The organism is bacterium, assembly GCA_024224155.1.
Lineage (GTDB): Bacteria > Acidobacteriota > Thermoanaerobaculia > Multivoradales > JAHEKO01 > CALZIK01.
In genome coordinates, this window is sequence record JAAENP010000365.1 from 1 (window position 1) to 4,324 (window position 4,324).

General features: G+C 63.9%; 3 protein-coding genes. All 3 read right to left on the reverse strand.

Annotation, left to right across the window (positions count from 1 at the left end; all coding sequences use genetic code 11):
* On the reverse strand, positions 1-1,072 hold a 1,072-nt coding region (locus tag GY769_18740; GenBank protein MCP4203960.1), incomplete at its 3' end, for a nitrite reductase.
* Positions 1,073-1,425: 353 nt separating this feature from the next.
* Positions 1,426-3,675: a TonB-dependent hemoglobin/transferrin/lactoferrin family receptor gene (locus tag GY769_18745; GenBank protein MCP4203961.1), complete on the reverse strand. Its 2,250-nt coding sequence runs from the start codon at positions 3,673-3,675 to the stop codon at positions 1,426-1,428.
* Positions 3,676-3,823: 148 nt separating this feature from the next.
* The coding region (locus GY769_18750; GenBank protein MCP4203962.1) for a glycosyltransferase family 2 protein at positions 3,824-4,324 on the reverse strand (501 nt) is incomplete at its 5' end.

Here is a 4,324-nt window from a genome sequence, read left to right on the forward strand (position 1 = left end):
CGACCACCACGATCTGGTCACGCATGTTCGCCGCCACCATGAAATACCTTCCGTCGTGGTCGAAGCCGCCGTCGTGGAGGAAGCGCTCCGAGGGAATCTTGGCGATCATCGGGAAATCGGGCTTCGAGTAGTCGACCAGGCCGACGTGGCCGGACTCCTTGAGACTCACGACCCAGAGTGGGTCGAAATGCGAGGCGACGATCGACGCCACCCGGACTTCGTCCAGCGGCTCGTTGGTGTCGTAGGTAGGCGTCAGCACGCTCTCGACCTTGAGCGGCTCGAGGGTCTGACCGTCGAGGATGACGTACTGAGGTGGCCAGTAGCAGCCTTCAATGACCAGCTGGTCCTCGTAGCCCTTGTACTTGCTCGCGTCGACGCTGCGGGCGTCGAAGCAACCTTGGACCTGGGCCACCAGGCTCGGTGTCTCGGTCCACAGGTCGATCATCGAGACCTTGCCGTCGCGGCCGATGGCATAGAAGTAGCGACCGGTCGAGGAGGAGCGGAGAATGTGGACCGCGAAGCCGGTCTCGACGATGGCCAGCTTCTCCTTCGTGTCGCCGTCGATGATCGCCACCTGACCAGCGTCCCGCAGGATGACCCCGAAATAGTTCTCCCAGTCGCGCTCGGTCTGGGGTTTGGCTGGCCGCTCGGCGACTGGAACCAAGACCTCCCAGCTCTCCCGAATCTCTTCGAGCGGCAGCTGCGGCGGTATCGGTGGCTCCCGTTGGACATAGCTCGCCATCATCGCGATCTCTTCCTCGGAGAGGATGCCCATCCGGCCCCAAGGCGGCATGCCGCCGGGAAGACCGTTCATGAGCGTCGCCTTGATCGCCGTCGTGCCGATCTCTTGGGTGCGTGCCGGCTGGATATTGGGGCCGGTAGCGCCGGCGCGCAGCGTGCCGTGGCAACCGGCGCAGCGATCGAAGTAGACCTGCTTGGCATGAGCAAACTGCTCTTCGTCGAGCTCCATCGGCGGCTCTTCGACGATCTCAGCGCCGCCCTGGGCATTTGCCCATTCGATGTAGGCAATGACCTGGTCGATCTCTTGGGGATCCAGGTTGGAGTCGGACATCGGGATGTTGCCCCACTCGGCGAGTAGTTGCTGGCCCAGGGGGTCGTTTTGGCCCATGCCGATCGGGTCGTCGAGCCAGCGCACGAGCCAGTCGTGGTCGCGCCTTTCAGTACTGCCCGCGAGATCGGGTCCGATCCGCTTGCCCTGGCCAACGGTGTGGCACGCGGTGCAGTTGCGTGTGAATACCTCTTCGCCGGCTTTGGCGTCGGCGCTCATGTCCGAAGGGCCTCCGCCACAGGCGGTGACCAGCATGAGAAGAACCAGTCCGGCCGACTGCATCAGCCACCTTGAATTGTTTCTGGTCATCTTTCAGATCTCCTTTCCCACGGGTTGGCTAGTGGCGCTTGCCTGCGCTATCGGCGATAGCGCAGTGAGACCGCCGCCGTCCTGCCAGCTTCCGTGTGTCGATTCAGTGAAGGCGAGCTTCCCCTCTGGCCAAGGGCCTCGGCCCACGACCAGTAGGTTTCATCCAAGAGGTTCAAGAGACCGGCGTCGACGACCACGGACTCGGTCAGCTTCCAGCCGGCAAAGAAATCCAGAACTTCGTACGAGGGGGCGGGGAACTGTTGGAACGCGCGCTGGTCGAGATCCTGCGATCGTTTTGCCATCACCAGGCGTCCCGCGATCTCCATGTGCCAGCTCCTGTCGCTCGACTCGCGAGCAAGACCGAGCACGAACTGGGGCGGATGGATCGAGTTCAAAGGAGCCGACTGGGAGCGGTCTTGGCCCTCGATGTATGCCGCTGAGGTTCGCAGCTCCCACTGGCTGCCCAAATTGACCTGGGCCGCCGCCTCCAGGCCCGATATGCGCGCACGGGTCACATTCTGTTGCTGGAACTCAGTCAAGCCCGTGGCCGGGTTGAGTCCCAGGACCACCAATTCGATGAAGTCCCGGTAGTTGTTTGAGAACGCCGTGACGCTGAAACTCGTGCGGCGTGCCGAGCCGCGCAGGCCCAGCTCGAAGCCGTCACTACTCTCGGGCCTGAGCTCGGGATTCGGCAACCGGGTTTGACCGCCGGCCAGGTGGGTGAAGCCGCTGTTGACGGCGCTATAGGGGGGCGCTCGAAAGCCGTGGGCGTACTGCGCGTGCAGGGTGATTCTGTTGCCCAGCGAGGCGACCAAACCAAGCTTAGGTGAGAGAGCGCCTTCTTTGAGCTCGACCGGCGGCGGTGTGCCCCGGTTTCCTGAGAGGAAGATCGGGTCCTGGTCTTCGATGCTCAGGTCGAGATGGTCGTAGCGCAGGCCCGGAGTCAGATTGAGCCGGCCGTCGAGGAAGCTGAGCTCCGCTTGCGCATAGAAGCCGGCTTCGAGAACCCGGCTCTCCGGGAAGTATTTGGTCGGGAAGATCAAACCGTCACTCGATGGGAGCTGCTCGCCGGTCAGAAGATCGGTCTCGGGCCGATCGCGGAGTTGATCGAAGCGATCGATGCTGAACGTCGAGCCCAGGGTCAGGAGGTTGGCGCCACTGCCTCCGAATGCTTGTCTGGCCTGGAGCTCGCCGCCTGCGGAGTCCTGCTCGAAGCGCATTAGACCGTCGCGGCGGACCTCGGTGGTCTTGAGCGCACCGAACGGACCGCCACCACGCGTGGTAACGCGGATTTCCTTCGTGTCCTGCTCGGTTTGGTTCGATTGGGTATGCAGGCGCCAGAGCAGATGATCGGCCAGCTTGCCGGTAAGAGACTGTTCCAGGCTGAATCGCCACCGCCGCTGCTCGTCGGCGGCATCGACCGCCGGTTTGTCGACGAGATAGGTGACCTCGGGCCCGAAACCGAAGATCGCTCCCAGGTTCGTGGTGCCCTGCGAGGAGAGAACCCGGGTTTCGACCCGCCGGTCGAGCCCCTCTATCGTGAGCTCGATTTCGTTCGAAGGGGTCCCTTGGTGCACCAGCTTACCGAGCAGGCCGAAGGCGCTCCGGTCCTGGGGATCGGGCGCGGTCCGGGACGAGTCGGCTGTGTCGATGTCGCCCTGATTATCTCGCTCGTGACCCGTCGAATGGTCGACCGAAATCGACGCCTGCCAGCCGGTGCTCCGTCCCGCCCAGGTGACTCCCTCGGAAACACTCTCGTCGCGCCCATCCCAGGAGGTTCGGAGCGCCAGATAGGAGCCGCTCCGGCCGGCGAGGTAGTCGGTCGGATCTCGTGTCACGAGCGAGACGACGCCGCCCAGTGCGTCACTGCCGTACAGGGATGACGCGGCCCCGCGGAGAATCTCGATCCTCTCGACGGACTCTAGAGGGAGGGTGTACGGCGGTACCTCGAAGTGCCCGAACTCGAACTCCTCGGCGATCGGGACGCCGTCGATCCGGGTCTGAACCCGGTTGCCTCCGACACCACGGATGTTGAGACCGCCCAGTCCCGACTGGCTGGTCGAGCCTTCTATGTAGACGCCGGGCTCGTAGCGCACAAGATCTCGCACGTCTCGTATCACCTGGGTCTCGATCTGCCGTCGCGTGATGACGCTGACGGTTCCCGGGACCTCGTCGACTGCGTGCTCGGTTCGGGTTGCCGTGACGGTCAGCGCGTCGAGAAATCGGCGAGCCCGATGGGGCTCGACGGTTTCGTCCGCGATTGCGTTCGAGACCTCGCCTGACGCCGGCGCAGGCATCGTCAGCGGCCACAAGCACGTCAAGCACATGCCCGCCGCAAGTCTTCCTATCGCCATGTAAGAGAGACGGTAAGCCAAGGATCGAGGCGGCGCGCCACCCTCCAAGCGACTTCGAGCCCACCCCAAGGGGTGGTCTTTCATAGAGCGGCTATCGCACGTCGCGATACAGGCGGGCGAGCCGCTCGGGCGAGACGCCGGCGAAGTAGAGGGCGAAAATCAGCCAGTTGAAGATGATCGTTCGGGTGATTCCCCGTTCCTCGAACCGGCGGGCTGAGGTGGTGACGGGTGGCCGCAGAATCGCTATCTTGCCCTTTCGCTTCAGGCACCGGATGAACTCGAGGTCCTCGAGGATCGGCCAGTCGGGATACCCGCCCACTTCGTGAAACGCTGCCCGCGTCGCGAACTGAGCCTGATCGCCCAGGGGAGATCGAAACCAGCGCGTCCTCAGGTTGACGATTCGCGAGCCGAGCTTGTAGATGGGGCGCGGAGAAGAGAAGCGAACCTGAAAGCCGCCACCGACGGCGCCCGAGGCAAGAGCGGTCTCTACCGATTGGACGGCGCCGCTCGGTAGCACGGTGTCGGCGTGCAGGAAGAGAAAACCGTCGGCGCTCGAAGCGCCGGCTCCTCGATTGAGCTGCGGTCCGCGCCC